This window comes from Pseudomonas sp. GW101-3H06, assembly GCF_059424605.1.
The window spans coordinates 2,927,546-2,944,835 of sequence record NZ_JBWKZO010000001.1 but is presented as its reverse complement, the minus strand read 5'-3'; the positions used below and the strand labels follow the sequence as shown (position 1 = coordinate 2,944,835).

Below are 17,290 nucleotides of genomic sequence, written 5' to 3'. Positions count from 1 at the left end.
CGTGTGCCCCCATTCGCGAGCGAGCTCGCTCCCACAGTTGATCTCCAGCAAACACGACTTTGTGTCCGCTCCAGATTCCATGCGGGAGCGAGCCTGCTCGCAAAGGCCGCGAGTCGGTGGTTCAGGCCTGCTTGAACCCGCGCACTTCATCCACGCCCCGGTTGGCCAGTTGGTCGGCGCGCTCATTGCCGTGGTGGCCGATGTGCCCGCGCACCCATTTCCAGGTGACGTTGTGGCGGTTGACCTGTTCGTCGAGCATCTTCCACAGGTCAGCGTTTTTCACCGGTTCTTTCGCGGCGGTTTTCCAGCCGCGTTTCTTCCAGTTGGCCATCCATTCGTTGATGCCTTTCATCACGTACTGGGAGTCGGTCACCAGCAGCACGTCGCAGGGACGCTTGAGCTCTTCCAGGCCACGGATCGCGCCCATCAGCTCCATGCGGTTGTTTGTGGTGTTGGCTTCGCCACCCCACAGCTCCTTTTCAACGCCCTTGCACACCAGCAATGCACCCCAGCCGCCAGGACCGGGGTTGCCTTTGCAGGCGCCATCGGTGAACAGTTCTACGCTATCGCTCATGCCAATCTATCCAGAAAATGCGGAGGCTCGCCGATGGGTGATCGACAACGCCCGAAGCCGGGGGCAACCCCGGCCGGAAAAATAAAGGAGGTATTACGGTTCGATGCGGCGGCGGTTGACCTTGGCCATCGGCAATGGAATCAGCTTGCCCATCGGTTCGCGGCGTTCCTGACGGACCGGCCGCAGGCCCACCACGATCTTGCGCGCCACCAATAAATAGAAGCCGCCACCGGACAATTGCCAATCACCGGCCTTGCGCTCCCAACCGGCCAGACGGGTCTGCCAGGCGGGCGAAGCAAGCGGCGGACGATAGCACCCGAAGCGGCGTTTCTCCAGCGCGAAGCCCAGCAGATTCAGCCAGTCGGCCACCCGCGACGGAGAAATGCAGCGCGCCTTGCGCAAGGCATCGTGAGCAAACACATGACGCAGGCCCCAGCTGCTCCAGGGATTGATCCCGATGATGACCAGATGACCGCCGGGCCGCACGCTGCTCGCCGCTTCGCGCAGCAACCCATGGGGCGACAGGCAGAAATCCAGCCCGTGCTGCAACACCACCACATCGGCGGCATGCTCGCTCAACGGCCAGGCTTGTTCCTCGCAGACTATTTCGACCCCCGGCAACGGCGCCCCCAGGCGCACATTGCGCTGCACCTGTGGCGCCGACGGTGGCGTCTGGGCCGAGGGACCGTAATGCACCAGGTAACCGCCAAAAAAACGGCCCAGCTCTTCTTCGAGCATGCGCCGTTCTTCATCCAGCAAAAACTGTCCGAGTGGACCGGACAGCCACTCACGGGCGGCGCTGATCAACGCCAGCCAGTCAGGATCGGCCTGAGCGAACGCTTTATCGGTCATTGCATTCTCCAACGCGCCAGGAAGTTCTAAGATGCGCCATTGTTTTCCGCTTGGCGAATCCGACGATGATACAGATCAGTGCCCTGCCCGCCTTTACCGACAACTACATCTGGTTGTTACAAGACCCCAGCACCCGGCGCTGCGCGGTGGTCGACCCGGGCGATGCCGCGCCGGTTCAGGCCTGGCTCACGGCTAATCCGGGCTGGGTGTTGAGCGATATTCTGATCACTCACCATCACCATGACCATGTCGGCGGCGTCGATCATCTGAAGAAAGCGACGCACGCCAACGTCTACGGTCCGGCCAGCGAAAGCATCCCGGGGCGCGACATCGCACTCAAGGATAACGATCGCGTCAATGTGCTGGGCCATGACTTCGAGATCATTGCCGTCCCCGGTCATACCCTGGGGCACATCGCCTATTATCACCCCGGTCTGCTGTTCTGTGGCGATACCCTTTTCGCGGCGGGTTGCGGACGCCTGTTCGAAGGCACGCCTCAACAAATGTACACCTCGCTGTCGCGCCTTGCAGCGCTTCCCGAAGACACCAAGGTGTACTGCACCCATGAGTACACCCTGAGCAATCTGCGCTTCGCCGCAGCCGTCGAACCGGGCAATCCGGACACGCTCGAACGCCTGGACACTGTCACCCGACAAAGGGAAGCAGGCATCATCACGCTGCCATCGACGATAGCGTTGGAAAAGCGCACAAATCCGTTTTTACGTGCCGGCGAAACATCCGTTAAAGAAAAAGCGGACGAACGGACCGGCACCGATAACTCTGCGCCCGATATGGTTTTTGCGACACTGAGGGCTTGGAAAGACACGTTCTAAACAGCTTGCATGAGGGTACGAAAACCATGAATGGTTGACCGTTAGGGGTGCGCTTTCTAGAATCGCCCGACATTTTTGCCCGGAACTTACTTCCAGCCAATGTCGTCTTCCATTCGCAAAGCCATCAATTCGGACGCTCTGACCCGCCTGGCGCAAGCCATAGCGGTGGCTGTGTCCGCGACATTGGCGGGCTGCTCCAGCCATGCGCCGCAGACCGATGCGACGCATGCTCCGAATATTGCCGCGCGTGCCAAGCAGAAGCCCATCTGGATCAGCGAAAAGCCCAGCCCGCAGATCCCGCAGGATGTCTGGGAGCGCATGCGCCAGGGCTTCCAGCTGCAGGACGGCCTGGGCGTCAACCCGCGCATCGAGCAACAGCGCCTGTGGTTCGCCAGCAATCCATCGTTCCTCGAAAACGCCGGCGAACGCGGCAGTCTCTACATTCATTACATCGTCGAACGCCTTGAAGAACGCAACATGCCGCTGGAACTGGCATTGCTGCCAGTGATTGAAAGCGCCTACAACCCGATGGCCTATTCCCGGGCCAATGCGGTTGGCTTGTGGCAATTCATTCCATCCACCGGACGTTACTTCAACCTGCGTCAGACCCGCTTCTATGATGGCCGTCGCGACATCACCGCTTCGACCACCGCCGCAATGGACTACCTGACCCGCCTGCACGACATGTTCAACGGTGACTGGCTGTTGGCCCTGGCTGCTTACAACGCCGGTGAAGGCACGGTCAGCCGGGCCATCGAGCGCAACGAAAAGCTCGGCCTGCCGACCGACTACTGGAACCTCCCACTGCCCGCCGAAACCCAGGCCTATGTGCCGAAGCTGCTGGCCTTGTCGCAAGTGGTACTGGCGCCTGACGCCTACGGTGTGAACCTCAACCCGATCGCCAACGAACCGTATTTCAAGGTCGTCGAAATCAACCAGCGCATGGACCTGTCCAAGGTCGCGGCGGTGGCCAACATCGACGAAGACGAACTGTTCCAGCTCAACCCGGCCTTCAAGCAACGCACCACCATCGACGGCCCCCAGCATTTGCTGGTGCCAACGTCCAAGGCACAACTGCTGACCACCAGCCTGCAGACCATGCGTCCTGAAGAGCTGATCAGCAAGAAGCAGCTCAAGCCGGTCTTCGACGGCGCGGACGAGACCCAGGTGGCCGTTGCCAAACGCAACTACCGGGTCAAGCGCGGTGACAACCTGGGCTCGATCGCCAAGGCCAACAACGTCGACGTCAAGGACCTGCAGCGCTGGAACAAGCTGAGTGGCAAGAACCTCAAGCCCGGCCAGACACTGGTTATGCAGGACACCAGCAAACGCGGTAAGGGGCGCATCAACACCGTGGTTGCCGCCAACGCCAAAACCAAGGGTGATTCCAAAAAGCCACAGACCCAATACAAGGTCAAGCAAGGCGACTCGCTGTACATCGTGGCCAAGCGCTTCAACGTTGAAATGCAGCACCTCAAGCGCTGGAACCCGAAGATGGGGCAGGCGCTGAAGCCCGGTCAGATGCTGACGGTTTCCAATCCGCACTAAAAAAAGCCCCTGATTATCAGGGGCTTTTTTTGCCTGCGACTCAAGAGCCTTTTGGGCTTTTGTGGCGAGGGAGCAGCACGGCCTCGCCCACAATTAACCCCGCATTATCCCCCCGTCTTTTTCCTGTCCATACAAGCTGTTACTGTACGGGCCACAAAGCCCAAGCCGCCTGGATCGGATTCACTACTTGAAGCGTCCCCTCCTCTCGCTCCTGATCAGCCTGGCCTTGAGCTCCACCGCAAGCGCGACGATCAGCGAAAGTCATGGTTATGCGCAGTTCGGCACGCTCAAGTACCCGGCCAGATTCACCCACTTCGATTGGGTCAACCCGCAAGCGCCCAAGGGCGGTACGTTGCGGGTGATGGCGTTTGGCACGTTCGATACGCTCAACCCTTACACCTTCAAGGGCACCAGCCCGGTTGCCACGCCGAATTTCCTGCAATACGGCATCAACGAGCTCAGCGAGCCGCTGATGGTGGGTACCGGCCAGTACGCCCCCTCCGGGGACGAGCCGACCTCCAGTTATGGCCTGATCGCCCAGTCGGTGGAGTACAGCGAGGACCGCAGCTGGGTGGTGTTCAATCTGCGACCCGAAGCACGCTTTCACGATGGCACGCCGATCACCGCCTACGACGTGGCGTTCTCCTATCGCCTGCTGCTCAAGGAAGGTCATCCGCAGTACCGCACCAACCTGCAGGAAGTGTTGCGGGTCGACATCCTCAATCCCCGGCGCATACGTTTCGTATTCAAGCGTGCCGGCAATCCCTTGCTGATCCTGCGCCTGGGTGAGTTGCCAGTGCTGCCGCAGCATTACTGGAAGAATCGCGATTTCAAGGCCACCACCTTCGAACCGCCGCTGGGCAGCGGGCCGTACCGCATTACCTCGGTCACGCCGGGGCGGCAGATCGTGTTCGAGCGGGTCAAGGATTATTGGGGCAAAGACCTTCCGGTCAATCGCGGCAAGTACAATGTCGATCGCATGGAGGTCGAGTTCTACCGCGACAGCGACGTGGCGTTCGAAGCGTTCAAGGCCGGTGAGTTCGACATCTATATCGAGCATCAGGCGAAGAACTGGGCCACCGGCTACAACTTTCCGGCGATACGTCGTGGCGACGTGGTCAAGGCGCAGATCCCGCACCAGATCCCGACCCAGACTCAAGGGCTGTTCATGAACGGCCGACGCCCCACCCTGTCCGAAACCAAAGTCCGTGAGGCACTGGGGCTGATGTTCGACTTCGAGTGGACTAACCGCACGCTGTTCAGCGGTGCCTACAATCGTGCCATGAGCTACTACCCCAACAGTGAATTTTCTGCCACGGGTCTGCCGGTCGGCCATGAATGGCTGTTGCTCAAGCCCTGGCGCGAGCAGTTGCCTGCCAGATTGTTCAGCGAACCGTTCAGCCTGCCGCAGACCCAAGGCCGCGGCATTCCCCGAGACACCATGCGCCAGGCACTGAGCCTGCTCGCCGAGGCCGGCTGGAAACTCAACGGCCAGCAACTGCAGAACGCCGCAGGGCAGCCGTTGCGCCTGGAAATCCTGCTGGTCAATCCGAACCTGGAACGCATTCTTCAGCCCTACGTCGAGAACCTCGCCAGCATCGGCATCGACGCACGGCTGCGCACGGTCGATCGCGCCCAGTATAAACAGCGCCTGGACCAGTTCGATTTCGACATGATCCTGATGACACTCAACCAGACCCTCAGCCCCGGTCTGGAACAGTGGCAGTACTTCCATTCCAGTCAGGTCGGGGTCAAGGGCAGCAAGAACTACGCCGGCATCGCCAACCCGGTGGTCGATCATCTGCTCGATCAATTGCTCGCAGCCAAGACCCGCGATGAGCAAGTCGCCGCCGGCAAGGCGCTCGACCGGGTGCTGCTCTGGCAGCACTACATCATTCCCAACTGGTACCTCAATTATCACCGCCTGGCTTACCGCAACCGGTTCGCCTTCGTCAGCACGCCGCCCTACGCCCTGGGCCTGAGTGCGTGGTGGCTGAAATCTTCGGAGAAAGATCGATGAAACCCATCAGCGCCCTGTTGTTGCAGGCCAGCGCCCTGTTATTCGCAGGGTGGGCCTGTGCCGCCCCGCAACATGCCCTGACCCTGTACAACGAGCCGCCCAAATACCCGGCCGACTTCAAACACTTTGAGTACGTCAACCCGGACGCGCCCAAGGGGGGCATCTTCCGCCAGGCCGGTTTCGGTGGTTTCGACAGCCTCAACCCCTTCATCAGCAAAGGGGTATCGGCCAACGATATCGACCTGATCTACGACACCCTGGCCAGGCAGAGTCTGGATGAACCCTTTACCGAATATGGCCTGATCGCCGGCAAGATCGAAAAAGCCCCGAACAACGACTGGGTGCGTTTCTACCTGCGGCCCGAAGCCCGTTTCAATGACGGCCATCCGGTGCGGGCCGAGGATGTCGTGTTCAGCTTCCAGACCCTGATCAAGGATGGCGCACCGATGTACCGCGGCTACTACAACGACGTCGAAGACGTGGTTGCCGAAGATCCGCTGACCGTGCTGTTCAAGTTCAAGCACAGCAATAACCGCGAGCTGCCATTGATCCTCGGCCAATTGCCGGTGCTGCCCAAACACTGGTGGGCCACTCGCGATTTCAACAAGGGCAACCTGGAGATTCCGTTGGGCAGCGGCCCGTACAAGGTCACCGAGGTCAAGGCCGGGCGTTCGGTACGCTACGAGCGGGTCAAGGACTATTGGGGCAAGGACCTGCCGATCAACCGCGGTTTCTACAACTTCGATGTCATGACCACCGACTACTACCGCGACAACACCGTTGCGCTGGAAGGCCTCAAGGCCGGGCAATTCGATTACTGGCTGGAGATGACCGCGAAAAACTGGGCCAACGCCTACAACATCCCCGCCGTCACCGAAGGCCGCCTGATCAAGGAACAGATCCCCAACGGCAACCCCACCGGCATGCAAGGTTTTGTGTTCAACCTGCGCCGCCCGGTGTTCCAGGACGTACGCGTGCGCCAGGCACTGACCTTGTTGCTGGACTTCGAATGGACCAACAAGCAGTTGTTCAACGGCGCCTACGCGCGCACCCGCAGTTACTTCGAGAATTCGGAAATGGCCGCCACCGGCCTGCCGGATGCCGACCAGCGGGCGATCCTCGACCCGTTTCGCAGCAAACTGCCGCCACAGGTGTTTTGCGAAGCCTTTGAGAACCCGACCACCGATGGCAGCGGCATGATCCGCACCCAGCAACGCCAGGCCTATCAACTGCTGCAAGAAGCCGGCTGGCGCATCGTCGATGACAAGATGGTCGACGCCACCGGCAAACCGGTGAGCATCGAATTTTTGCTCGCCCAGACCGAATTCGAACGCGTACTGCTGCCTTTCAAGCGCAACCTGAGCGACCTGGGTATCGAGTTGGTGATCCGCCGGGTCGACGTCTCGCAGTACGTCAACCGCGTGCGCTCGCGGGACTTCGACATGATCGTCGGCAGCTTCCCGCAGTCCAACTCGCCGGGCAACGAACAGCGCGAATTCTGGATGACCGCGGCGGCCGACAAACCCGGCAGCCGGAACTCCATGGGCCTCAAGGACCCGGTGGTGGACCAGTTGGTCGAGCAACTGATCAATGCCGATTCGCGCAAAAGCCTGGTGGCTCATGCACGCGCACTGGACCGGGTGCTGCAATGGGGCTATTACGTGATTCCCAACTGGCACATCAAGACCTGGCGTGTGGCTTACTGGAACCACATCGGTCACCCGAAGGTCTCCCCCAAGTATGACATCGGCACCGCCACCTGGTGGGTCAAGCCCGATGCCAAACCGGCCATAGAGATCGAAACCAAATTGCAAGCCGACCCTGCGGGCACGGAGTAATCAGATGCTGGCGTATATTTTTCGGCGACTGTTGCTGATCATTCCGACCTTGTTCGGTATTTTGCTGATCAACTTTGTGATCATCCAGGCCGCTCCGGGCGGGCCGGTGGAGCAGATGATCGCCAAGCTCGAAGGCTTCGAAGGCGCCACCAGCCGTATCGCCGGTGGCGGCGCGGAAGTGTCGGTGGCCGGTTCCGCCTATCGCGGCGCCCAGGGCCTGGACCCGGCGTTGATCAAGGAAATCGAACACATGTACGGCTTCGACAAATCGGCGCCGGAACGCTTGTGGATCATGGTCAAGAACTACGCCTCCCTGGATTTCGGCGACAGCTTCTTTCGCGATGCCAAGGTCATCGACCTGATCAAGGAAAAGCTGCCGGTGTCGATCTCCCTCGGGCTGTGGAGCACCCTGATCATGTACCTGGTGTCGATCCCCCTGGGGATCGCCAAGGCCACTCGGCACGGCAGCCACTTCGACGTCTGGACCAGCTCTTTGATCATCGTCGGCTACGCGATCCCGGCGTTTCTGTTCGCCATCCTGCTGATCGTGGTATTTGCCGGTGGCAGTTATCTGGACTGGTTCCCGCTACGCGGGCTCACATCGAACAACTTCGATGAACTGAGCATGAGCGGCAAGGTACTCGACTACTTCTGGCACCTGGCGCTGCCGGTGACCGCCCTGGTGATCGGCAACTTCGCGACCATGACCCTGCTGACCAAGAACAGCTTCCTCGACGAAATCAACAAGCAGTACGTGGTCACCGCCAAGGCCAAGGGCCTGACCAATCAGCGCGTGCTGTACGGGCATGTGTTCCGCAACGCCATGCTGCTGGTGATCGCCGGTTTCCCGTCGGCCTTCATCGGGATCTTCTTCACCGGTTCGTTGCTGGTGGAGGTGATCTTCTCTCTCGACGGCCTCGGTCTGATGAGCTTCGAAGCGGCGATCAACCGCGACTACCCGGTAGTCTTCGGCACGCTGTTCATCTTCACCCTGCTGGGGTTGGTGGTGAAATTGATCGGCGACCTCACCTACACCTTTGTCGATCCGCGCATCGACTTCGAAAGCCGGGAGCAGTGAAATGAACCTGTCCCCTCTCAATCGCCGCCGCTTCGAGCTGTTCAAGGCCAACAAGCGCGGCTGGTGGTCGCTATGGCTGTTCCTGATCCTGTTCGGCGCCAGCCTCGGCGCCGAGTTGATCGCCAACGACAAACCGCTGGTGGTGCACTACGACGATGGCTGGTATTTCCCGGCGCTCAAGCGTTACCCGGAAACCACCTTTGGCGGCGAGTTTCCGCTGGAAGCCAACTACAAGAGCCCGTACATCCGCGAGCTGCTCAAGGCCAAGGATGCCTGGGTGTTGTGGGCGCCGATTCCGTTCAGCTACCAGAGCATCAACTACGACCTGAAGGTCCCGGCCCCCGCGCCGCCGTCGGCGGACAATCTGCTGGGCACCGATGACCAGGGTCGCGACGTGCTCGCCCGGGTGATCTACGGCTTCCGCGTGTCAGTGTTGTTTGCCCTGACGCTGACCATCCTCAGCTCGATTGTCGGAGTGATTGCCGGTGCCTTGCAGGGTTTCTACGGCGGCTGGGTCGATCTGGCCGGACAACGCTTCCTGGAGATCTGGTCCGGGCTGCCGGTGCTGTACCTGCTGATCATCCTCGCCAGCTTCGTGCAGCCGAATTTCTGGTGGCTGCTGGGGATCATGCTGCTGTTTTCCTGGATGAGCCTGGTGGACGTGGTCCGCGCCGAGTTCCTGCGCGGGCGCAACCTGGAATACGTGCGTGCGGCCCGGGCACTGGGCATGCAGAATGGCGCGATCATGTTCCGCCATATTCTGCCCAACGCGATGGTCTCGACCATGACCTTCATGCCGTTCATCCTGACCGGCGCCATCGGCACCCTGACCGCCCTGGATTTCCTCGGTTTCGGCTTGCCGGCGGGCAGCCCGTCGCTGGGTGAGCTGGTAGCCCAGGGTAAATCCAACCTGCAGGCGCCGTGGCTGGGCATGAGCGCGTTTGCCGTGCTGGCACTGATGTTGAGCCTGCTGGTGTTCATCGGCGAGTCCGCTCGCGATGCCTTCGACCCGAGGAAGTGAAATGAATCAGGACAATCTGATCGAAGTGCGCGACCTCGCCGTCGAATTCGTCGTCGGTGAGCACTGCCAGCGCGTTGTAGAGAATGTCAGTTTCGATATCAAGCGTGGCGAAACCCTGGCGTTGGTGGGCGAAAGCGGTTCCGGCAAATCGGTGACCGCCCACTCGATCCTGCGCCTGCTGCCCTACCCGCTCGCCCGTCATCCATCGGGCACCATCGAGTATTCCGGGCAAAACCTGCTGGACCTGAAAGAAAAAACCATCCGCCACATCCGCGGCAACCGGATCGCGATGATTTTCCAGGAACCGATGACTTCGCTTAATCCGCTGCATTCGATCGAGAAGCAGATAAACGAAGTGTTGAGCATCCACAAAGGTCTGGTCGGCAAAGTGGCGACCAAGCGCACCCTCGAACTGCTGGAAATGGTCGGCATTCCTGAACCTGAAAAGCGCCTCAAGGCCCTGCCCCACGAATTGTCCGGTGGTCAGCGCCAGCGGGTGATGATCGCCATGGCCCTGGCCAACGAGCCGGAATTGCTGATCGCCGATGAGCCGACCACCGCGCTGGACGTGACCGTTCAGCTGAAAATCCTCGAATTGCTCAAGGAATTACAGGCACGCCTGGGCATGGCGCTGTTACTGATCAGCCATGATTTGAACCTTGTGCGAAGAATTGCGCATCGCGTATGTGTCATGCAGCGCGGTTGCATCGTCGAACAGGCATCGTGCGAAGAGTTGTTCCGCGCGCCGCAGCATCCGTACACTCGGATTCTGTTGGCTGCGGAGCCCAGCGGGACGCCGGCGACCAACGTGATCGGCCCGCCCTTGCTGACGGTCGAGGACCTGAAAGTCTGGTTCCCGATCAAGAAAGGCCTGCTCAAGCGCACGGTGGATTACGTCAAGGCGGTGGACGGCATCAATTTCAGCCTGCCCCAGGGACAGACCCTGGGCATCGTGGGCGAAAGCGGTTCCGGCAAATCGACGCTGGGCCTGGCGATTCTGCGGTTGATCGGCAGCCAAGGCGCCATCCGTTTCGAAGGCAAGCAGCTAGACTGCCTGACGCAGCAACAAGTCAGGCCACTGCGGCGGGAGATGCAGGTGGTGTTTCAGGACCCGTTCGGCAGCCTGAGCCCACGGATGTGCGTGAGCCAGATCGTTGGCGAAGGCTTGCGGATCCACAAGATCGGCACCGAGGCGGAACAGGAACAAGCGATTATTGCAGCACTCAAGGAGGTAGGTCTGGACCCGGATACCCGGCACCGCTACCCCCATGAATTTTCCGGTGGGCAACGGCAGAGAATCGCCATTGCCCGGGCATTAGTGCTAAAACCGGCGTTGATTCTGCTGGACGAGCCGACTTCGGCCCTCGACCGCACCGTGCAACGCCAAGTGGTGGAGCTGCTGCGCTCACTGCAAACCAAGTACAACCTGACGTATCTGTTTATCAGCCATGACCTGGCTGTCGTCAAGGCGCTGAGCCACCAGCTGATGGTGGTCAAGCATGGCCAAGTGGTCGAACAGGGAGACGCGCAAAGCATTTTTGCCGACCCCCAACATCCGTATACACAGCAGTTGCTGGAAGCCGCCTTCCTGGTTCCAGACACTGCGCAATAACCTGAAAGAGAGGAGCAACACATGGGTTTTCTCGCCGGTAAGCGCGTACTGATCGTCGGTGTCGCCAGCAAGCTGTCCATCGCATCCGGCATCGCTGCCGCCATGCATCGCGAGGGCGCTGAGCTTGCCTTCACTTATCAGAACGACAAACTCAAGGGTCGTGTCGAAGAGTTCGCACAAGGCTGGGGTTCGAGCCCTGAGCTGTGCTTCCCGTGCGACGTGGCCAGCGATGAAGAAATCGCCAAGGTCTTCGAAGAACTGAGCAAGAAGTGGGACGGCCTGGACTGCATCGTGCACTCCGTGGGCTTCGCCCCGGGCGACCAACTGGACGGCGACTTCACCGAAGCCACCACCCGTGACGGTTTCCGCATCGCCCACGACATCAGCGCCTACAGCTTCGTGGCCCTGGCCAAGGCCGGTCGCGAAATGATGAAAGGCCGCAACGGCAGCCTGTTGACCCTGTCGTACCTGGGCGCCGAGCGCACCATGCCGAACTACAACGTGATGGGCATGGCCAAGGCTTCCCTGGAAGCGGGCGTTCGTTACCTGGCCGGCTCCCTGGGCCCGGACGGTACTCGCGTCAACTGCGTATCGGCCGGCCCGATCCGCACCCTCGCCGCTTCCGGCATCAAGAACTTCCGCAAGATGCTGGCCGCCAACGAAGCGCAAACCCCGCTGCGTCGCAACGTCACCATCGAAGAAGTGGGTAACGCCGGCGCATTCCTGTGCTCGGACCTGGCGTCCGGCATCAGCGGCGAAATCATGTACGTGGACGGTGGCTTCAACACCACGGCCATGGGCAACATCGAAGAGTGATTTTCGGTTAGCCATCAAAAAACCCGCCGCTTTTGGCGGGTTTTTTTGTGCCTGCGATTCTGTGCACAACATGGCCTCCTGTGGGAGCGAGCCTGCTCGCGAAGGCGGTGTACCAGCCAACATCAATGCTGAATGTCAGTCCGCTTTCGCGAGCAGGCTCGCTCCCACAGGGTTACTCAGTGTTCAGACATTTAGAGAACAACTGCTGGATCGGTTGCGTGCGCTGGCTATAGCGCTGCAACAGGACTATCTCGCGATAGAAGGTCAACTCGCCCAAGCGAATTACCCTGACCTTCGCCCCATGCTCCAGCCATAGCCCCGCCTCCGGCAACAGCGAAACCCCCAACCCGCATTCGACCATTTTCACAATGGCTTCCAGCTCATCCAGTTCCAGTGCGACCTGCACGTCGATCTGCCGTTCCCGCAGAAATCGCGTCACCAGGCGCCCGCCGAACGAGTTGCGGTCGTAGCGCACATGGGGATGTTCGGCGAGCAGCTTGAGCGGGTCATCGCCTTGAAGGTCCACCGGCGTGATCAGCACGAACGGTTCGCGGCGGATCACTTGCGCCGACAGCTCCTTGGGCAGTTCGAACGGCGGCTTGATCAGGATCGCCAGGTCCACCTCACCCGTGTCCACCTGGCTCAGCAGGTTCAGGGAAACGCCCGGCACCAGTTTTGGCTCCAGGCGCGGCGCCTGCTGGCGCAATCGCAACAATGCCTGGGGCAGCAATCCGGTCTGTACCGTGGCCACGGCGCCGATCTTCAATTCGCCACGGTACTCGCTGACGTCATCACTGACCGCCATGCGATTGAAGATTTCCAACATTTCCCTGGCCATCGGCAACGCGCGCTGCCCCGCCGCATTGAGCAGCGCCTGACGCCCGGTGCGATCGAACAGGCGAATGCCGAGGGCCTGTTCCAGATTGCGAATCTGCGCGCTGACCGCCGATTGCGTCAGGCCGATGTGCATGCCTGCTGCGGCGAACGTGCCATGGCGCGCCACGGCGATGAAGGTTTTCAGTTCTCGAAGCATGGCGGCCACCGATTGATCGAAATAATTTGAGCTCGATGCAAAAACTATCGTCTTTCAATCGAAAAGCACAGGACTAAACTCTGCCTGAACTCCCCATGCAAGCGAGGCAAGCCTGATGCAACTGTCCCCTTTTCACCTGGCCATTCCCGTATATGACCTGGCTGCTGCACGGCACTTCTATGGCAGTGTATTTGGCCTCGAAGAAGGTCGTTCGAGCGATCATTGGGTTGATTTCAACTTTTTCGGTCATCAACTGGTCATCCACCTGGCGCCGAAAAACGCCTCGCAGGAAGCTGCCCATACCAACGCCGTCGACGGTCACGACGTGCCGGTACCGCATTTCGGCGTGGTGTTGGGGATGGCGCAATGGGAGGCGCTGGCCGAGCGGCTGAAGGCACTGCAGACGCGCTTCGTGATCGAGCCGGGGATTCGTTTTCAGGGACTGGTGGGCGAACAGGCGACGATGTTTCTGTTCGATCCGTGCGGCAATGCGCTGGAGTTCAAGGCGTTCAAGGATATTGGGCAGTTGTTTGCCAAGTGACCGAATGCGTCGCCACTAAGACCGCCTTCGCGAGCAGGCTCGCTCCCGCATTTGACCGAGTTCAAACGCGATCAACTGTGGGAGCGAGCCTGCTCGCGAAGAGGTCCGCCCATACAACATCACTCTACTTGCCTATCACTCTTTCAGCCTCGTCCAACAGCTCTTCCGCCGTTCCTTGAACCGCCAGGTCATGCTCGATCTGCCCGATACTGAAACGAATGTCATACCCGCGATGCGCCGTGGCATTGCGTTCATCGAGCATTTCTTCGAGCCGCGCCTTGATTGCGTGGGTGTCCACCGAGGCGGACCCCGTCAGCAAGGCCACAAAGGTGGCACCGTCCAGCCGCCCGATCACATCGCTTTCACGAAAACCTATACGCAGTACATCGGCGAAGGTTTTCAGCGCGCTATCACCCTCGGTGCGACCGAACAGGTAGTTGATGCGTTTGAATTCATCGAGATTGAAGAACAGCAACGTCGCCGGTCGGCCCAGTTGCCCGCAGGCGTCCAACCCCAGTTGGGCCAGCGCCAGGAAACCGTGCCGGTTAGGCAGCAGCGTCAACTCATCCATGCTCGCCATCTGCACCCCGATCAGCTCTTGCTCCGCCTTGCGGGCGAGATCGCGCAGTAGCTCACGCTCCTGCTGCGGCGTCCCTGCACGTTTACTGGATTTGTGCGGTTTGCCTGAGATCAGCATCACATACTCCATGGGTGGGTATGTTCTTTAGAGTCCTCGATACCGGGTTTGACTCCATGTCGACTCGCCGTTGGTCAGCTACCCACTACCGGACACGGCCCGCCGGCGTCCGCCCAGCGCTTGAACTGCGTGACAAAAATATCGTGCGGCACCGGCACCGGCGCACGATCACCGCCCGGATTCCAACCCCAAAGCACCAGTTTGTCTTCACGGACATGCTTGATCAGCGCCGCGAAATCACGGTCGCCGTTGCGCGCACGGTCCCTGATCATGCTGCACAGCTGCTCGGGCGGCAGGCCGATCCAGGCCATTTTGTGCGCCGCCGGCGGCAAGCTCCAATGCGGTGCACCGGGTGGCGCTTGCGGGCCGTAGCTGGCCGGTGGATTGGCTTCGGCATGACAACTGGCACAGGGCAAGCCCGCCGCCCCTTTGCCGTCCATGCCGCGCACAACGTTCATCGCGTGGGGCGTGCCCGCATCGAACTGCAACGGCGAATCGCCGGGAATGTGGCAGTTCTGGCACCGGGGGCTCTGGAACACTTTCCGTACCGTGTCGAAGGCCTTCACGGCCTCTTTATCTTCGGCGAACAGCTCGGTTGCATAGACAAAAAGGCCAACCAGTATCAGCGCCCCAAGCACCCAATGATGTCGCCTCATCTCACACCCCCGACAGCTGTAGCGGCAGCTCCCGCAGGCGTTGCCCGGTCAGGGCGAACACCGCGTTGGCCACCGCTGGCGCCGTGGGTGGCACGCCGGCCTCGCCGATGCCTCCGGGTTTTTCGCTGCTGGGCAGGATATGCACTTGCACCACTGGCATCTCGTTGAGCCGCAGCACCTGGTAATCGTGGTAGTTGGACTGCACCACCTTGCCGTCCTTGATCGTCAGTTTGCTGTGCAAGGTGAAACTCAGGCCAAAAGCGATGCACGACTCCATTTGCGCCGCGATACTCTGGGGGTTGACCGCAATCCCGCAGTCCACTGCGCACACCACCCGGTGCACACGAATCGCCAGGTTCTCCTGGGACACCTCGGCGACCTGAGCCACGTAACTGCCGAACGATTCATGCACCGCCACGCCCAGGGCATGGCCATCTGGCAGTGGCGCTTTCCAGTTGGCTTTCTCTACCGCCAGGTTCAACACCCCCAAGTGCCGTGGATGGTTCTTGAGCAAGGTCCGTCGGTACTCCACCGGGTCCTTGCCCGCCGCCGCGGCCATTTCATCGATCAGCGATTCCATGACGAAACCGGTGTGGGTATGCCCCACTGAACGCAGCCACAGCACGCTGATGCCGGTTTTCGGCGAATGCAGGTCAACCTGATGGTCGGCCAGTCCTTCGAGATACGGGCTATCGGCCACGCCCTCGACCGATGTCTTGTCGATGCCGTTCTTGACCATGGCTGCTTCGAGCGAGGTGCCGGCCATGATCGACTGCCCGACCAGCACATGCTTCCACGCCATCGGCAAGCCGTCAGCACCCAGGCCGACACGCGCCTGATGCAGGAATGCCGAGCGGTAATAGCCACCCCGGATGTCATCCTCCCGCGCCCACACGGTTTTGACCGGTGCACCCGCGGCCTTGGCGACTTGCACCGCTTCGGCAACAAAATCCGACGTCGGATTGGCCCGGCGGCCGAAACCGCCACCCAGGAACTCGGTATGGATCTCCACTTGCTCAGGCTTGAGCCCGGTAATTTTCCCGGCAATCATCTGGTCCAGGGTCTGGAACTGCGTACCGGTCCAGATCTCGCATTTGTCCTGAGTGATTTTCACCGTGCAATTGAGCGGTTCCATCGGCGCGTGGGCCAGATACGGCACGCTGTACTCGACGTCGAGGGTCTTGGCCGCTTTGGCCAATGCAGCCTTGGTATCGCCGGCCTGGCTGGCCGCAAGGCCGGGGGTGGCGGCGAGTTTGCGAAAGTCTTCCAGCAATTTCTGACTGTCGAGCCCGGCGTTCGGCCCCAGGTCCCATTCGACGTGCAGCGCATCACGCCCCAGTTTCGCCGCCCAATAGTGATCGGCAATCACCGCCACGCCCGTCGGCACCTGCACCACTTTGTGCACACCAGGAATCGCCAGCGCCTCGGCGCCTTCAAAGGATTTGACGCTGCCGCCGAATACTGGGGAACGGGCGACCATCGCGGTCATCAGGCCTTCGAACTGCACGTCCATGCCGAACCTGGCGCGCCCGGTGATCTTCTCTGGGGTGTCCAGGCGTTTCGTGGGTTTGCCAATGACTCTCCAGTCTTTGGGCTCCTTGAATTTGATGGTCGCAGGGTCCGGCACTGGCAACTTGCCGGCGTCGTCGGCCAGTTCGCCGTAGGTGGCGCGCTGGTCGCCGGCAATCACTACACCCGATTCGGTGCGAATGGCGGAAGGTGCGACGTTGAAGCGCTTGGCCGCCGCCTCGATCAACATCAACCGCGCCGCCGCGCCGGCCTGGCGGTAGCGGTCGAACTCCATCCAGGTCGAGGTCGAGCCGCCGGTGATCTGCATGCCACCAAAACCCGCCAGGCCATAGTCCTTGGCGGAGGCCGGGGAATGTTCGACGCGGATTTTTGACCAGTCGGCGTCCAGTTCTTCGGCGATCAACATGGTCAGACCGGTCCAGATGCCCTGGCCCATTTCCGAATGACCGAGCAGCACGGTGACGCTGTTGTCATTGCCAATGCGCAGGAAGGCATTGGGGGCGAACACGTTGCCCTGGTTCTCGGCCCCCACGGCAAAGCGATAGCCACCGGGGATGACAAACGCCACCACCAGACCGCCGCCCAGCACGGCACTGCCTTTGAGAAAGCCACGGCGCGAGAGCGGATGAATACTGTCCATG

At 60.7% G+C, this 17,290-nt stretch carries 15 protein-coding genes; 9 read left to right on the top strand and 6 right to left on the bottom strand.

The genetic code is table 11. The features are described 5' to 3' along the window. Positions 1 to 121: 121 nt before the first annotated feature. Positions 122 to 574: a ribonuclease HI gene (gene rnhA, locus AC07ZE_RS13610; protein ID WP_095194944.1), complete on the bottom strand. Its 453-nt coding sequence runs from the start codon at positions 572 to 574 to the stop codon at positions 122 to 124. 93 nt (positions 575 to 667) lie between these two features. Further along, entirely contained in the window at positions 668 to 1,426 is a 759-nt protein-coding gene (locus AC07ZE_RS13605; protein WP_137805575.1) for a class I SAM-dependent methyltransferase, read from the bottom strand. Between the two features lie 65 nt (positions 1,427 to 1,491). Here AC07ZE_RS13605 and gloB point away from each other — a divergent pair, with 65 nt between their 5' ends. The 8 genes from gloB (at position 1,492) to fabI (ending at position 12,192) form a co-directional block, all read left to right on the top strand. Then, positions 1,492 to 2,259 carry a hydroxyacylglutathione hydrolase gene (gloB, locus tag AC07ZE_RS13600; RefSeq protein ID WP_207267812.1) on the top strand — a complete coding sequence of 256 codons (768 nt, stop codon included), beginning with the start codon at positions 1,492 to 1,494 and terminating at the stop codon, positions 2,257 to 2,259. Positions 2,260 to 2,358: 99 nt separating this feature from the next. Continuing rightward, complete coding sequence (locus AC07ZE_RS13595) at positions 2,359 to 3,807, top strand: transglycosylase SLT domain-containing protein (protein ID WP_207265256.1); 1,449 nt, start codon at positions 2,359 to 2,361, stop codon at positions 3,805 to 3,807. 211 nt (positions 3,808 to 4,018) lie between these two features. Then, a complete protein-coding gene (locus AC07ZE_RS13590) occupies positions 4,019 to 5,827 on the top strand; it encodes an extracellular solute-binding protein (protein WP_404940890.1) in 1,809 nt (602 codons plus the stop codon). Further along, positions 5,824 to 7,665 (top strand): extracellular solute-binding protein, encoded by a 1,842-nt coding sequence (locus AC07ZE_RS13585; RefSeq protein ID WP_207265254.1) that lies wholly within the window; start codon positions 5,824 to 5,826, stop codon positions 7,663 to 7,665. The genes AC07ZE_RS13590 and AC07ZE_RS13585 overlap by 4 nt, the downstream gene beginning before the upstream one ends. Positions 7,666 to 7,669: 4 nt before the next feature. Further along, positions 7,670 to 8,743: a microcin C ABC transporter permease YejB gene (locus AC07ZE_RS13580; protein WP_207265253.1), complete on the top strand. Its 1,074-nt coding sequence runs from the start codon at positions 7,670 to 7,672 to the stop codon at positions 8,741 to 8,743. 1 nt (position 8,744) lies between these two features. Next, complete coding sequence (locus AC07ZE_RS13575) at positions 8,745 to 9,764, top strand: ABC transporter permease (protein WP_095194951.1); 1,020 nt, start codon at positions 8,745 to 8,747, stop codon at positions 9,762 to 9,764. A gap of 1 nt (position 9,765) precedes the next feature. Then, positions 9,766 to 11,376, top strand: a complete 1,611-nt coding sequence (locus AC07ZE_RS13570; protein WP_207265252.1) for an ABC transporter ATP-binding protein — start codon at positions 9,766 to 9,768, stop codon at positions 11,374 to 11,376. A 21-nt stretch (positions 11,377 to 11,397) separates the two neighbouring features. Then, positions 11,398 to 12,192 carry an enoyl-ACP reductase FabI gene (gene fabI, locus AC07ZE_RS13565; protein WP_007956947.1) on the top strand — a complete coding sequence of 265 codons (795 nt, stop codon included), beginning with the start codon at positions 11,398 to 11,400 and terminating at the stop codon, positions 12,190 to 12,192. Positions 12,193 to 12,364: 172 nt separating this feature from the next. On the opposite strand, the gene AC07ZE_RS13560 is transcribed toward fabI, so the two are convergent. After that, positions 12,365 to 13,225 carry a LysR family transcriptional regulator gene (locus AC07ZE_RS13560; RefSeq protein ID WP_207265251.1) on the bottom strand — a complete coding sequence of 287 codons (861 nt, stop codon included), beginning with the start codon at positions 13,223 to 13,225 and terminating at the stop codon, positions 12,365 to 12,367. A gap of 115 nt (positions 13,226 to 13,340) precedes the next feature. On the opposite strand from AC07ZE_RS13560, the gene AC07ZE_RS13555 reads away from it, so the two are divergent. After that, entirely contained in the window at positions 13,341 to 13,766 is a 426-nt protein-coding gene (locus AC07ZE_RS13555; RefSeq protein WP_095194954.1) for a VOC family protein, read from the top strand. A 124-nt stretch (positions 13,767 to 13,890) separates the two neighbouring features. On the opposite strand, the gene AC07ZE_RS13550 is transcribed toward AC07ZE_RS13555, so the two are convergent. The 3 genes from AC07ZE_RS13550 to AC07ZE_RS13540 form a co-directional block, all read right to left on the bottom strand. Then, positions 13,891 to 14,463 carry a GGDEF domain-containing protein gene (locus tag AC07ZE_RS13550; protein WP_207265250.1) on the bottom strand — a complete coding sequence of 191 codons (573 nt, stop codon included), beginning with the start codon at positions 14,461 to 14,463 and terminating at the stop codon, positions 13,891 to 13,893. Between the two features lie 74 nt (positions 14,464 to 14,537). Continuing rightward, positions 14,538 to 15,119: a hypothetical protein gene (locus tag AC07ZE_RS13545; RefSeq protein ID WP_207265249.1), complete on the bottom strand. Its 582-nt coding sequence runs from the start codon at positions 15,117 to 15,119 to the stop codon at positions 14,538 to 14,540. 1 nt (position 15,120) lies between these two features. Next, positions 15,121 to 17,289 (bottom strand): xanthine dehydrogenase family protein molybdopterin-binding subunit, encoded by a 2,169-nt coding sequence (locus tag AC07ZE_RS13540; protein ID WP_207265248.1) that lies wholly within the window; start codon positions 17,287 to 17,289, stop codon positions 15,121 to 15,123. Position 17,290: the final 1 nt, after the last annotated feature.